This is a genomic window from Streptomyces sp. NPDC052036 (assembly GCF_040680495.1).
Taxonomy (GTDB): domain Bacteria; phylum Actinomycetota; class Actinomycetes; order Streptomycetales; family Streptomycetaceae; genus Streptomyces.
In genome coordinates this window covers 1-1,133 of the sequence record NZ_JBFAWW010000137.1, presented here as the reverse complement: position 1 = coordinate 1,133, position 1,133 = coordinate 1, and the positions used below count along the sequence as shown (strand labels likewise).

At 60.2% G+C, this 1,133-nt stretch carries 2 protein-coding genes; both read right to left on the bottom strand.

Annotated elements, in window-relative coordinates; genetic code table 11:
• Window positions 1–210: 210 nt before the first annotated feature.
• Window positions 211–642 (bottom strand): hypothetical protein, encoded by a 432-nt coding sequence (locus AB0L95_RS42250; RefSeq protein ID WP_365172007.1) that lies wholly within the window; start codon window positions 640–642, stop codon window positions 211–213.
• 21 nt (window positions 643–663) lie between these two features.
• Complete coding sequence (locus AB0L95_RS42245) at window positions 664–831, bottom strand: hypothetical protein (RefSeq protein ID WP_365172005.1); 168 nt, start codon at window positions 829–831, stop codon at window positions 664–666.
• Window positions 832–1,133 lie beyond the last annotated feature (302 nt).

The following is a 1,133-nucleotide window of genomic DNA, read 5'->3' as shown; positions in this document are numbered from 1 at the left end:
TTGTCGAGGTGGCAGACCTCCTTCGCGTCCTGGAAGTCGTCCTCTACCCGCCACCTGCGGCACACCAGTGACACCAGTCTTGCCAGCGTCACCGGACTGCCGGGCACTCTTATCCTTCTTCTCGTTGACGGCGGAGGCTTAAACGCTTCCTCCGAAGCAGTACCTCGTCAACGAAGGCTATGACGCCAATAGCGATTACTGCGACCACGATCACCGGGAGAGCCAAGAAAGCTCCCACAGCGACGATGTAGTCCATCGGCTGGATGTTGTGCATGTTGCCCTCCGGCATGCTTTATGCCCCATCCAGGCGTAGTCGCGGAGCACTATTCCGGGCTGATGGGTCATGGACACCGTGCGCGCCCCGATCGACGGTCGGCCGTAGGCGCTGTGGTCTTGGCGCAGCAGCGGGCTGCCAGGGGACAGCCAGGCACCGTCGCCGATGGTGATGTCGCCGCCCGCGTTGATCCCGCTGCCTTTACCGAACGGTGCGCTGAAGTAGGCGCCGCCCTCGAAGTGAGTGGGCAGGATCCAGTGCTGCCCGGTGCCCTCCCGCACCAGCAGCGGGTCACCCGAAGTGTCGACGGAAAAATGACCCTCCGGCAGCCCGAGCTCGGCGGCGAGTTCCCCGAGGAATTTCTTCACCAGCCGACCGAATTGAATCTGCTAGTACGCGTTTCCGATGCCGGACGACAACTTCCTGATCTCCTTCAGGACCTGCGCGTACCGAAGAATCGGGTAGGGCCTAGATAATTCGGCCAGGCTTTCCGGCACATTCCCAGGAGCGCTCCACTCCACCGTGGCGCGTTCGTCGAAGTAGTCGGACTTGTTCACCTGTCCCCCAGTAATGATCGGCGAATGAGTGTCCTAGGAATCTTCGGACGAACAAGAGACTACGTGATGGGTCAACGGCTCGACCAACAAGAGTTTCTTATTGATTCAATAAACCATCGTCATGTGACCCATTTGACTGGAAGGTTTAAGCCAATCCGACCGGAGGAGACGGGTGGACTACACCCGCGGTTGTGCCAAGCTGAAATGTTTCCCGCTGCACACGGATACGGCAGCTGTGGATAGCTCTGCCGGTGCTCATCGGCGCTGGTCAGCGGCGTGATAGGGGTGGGTGTGGGCGTGAG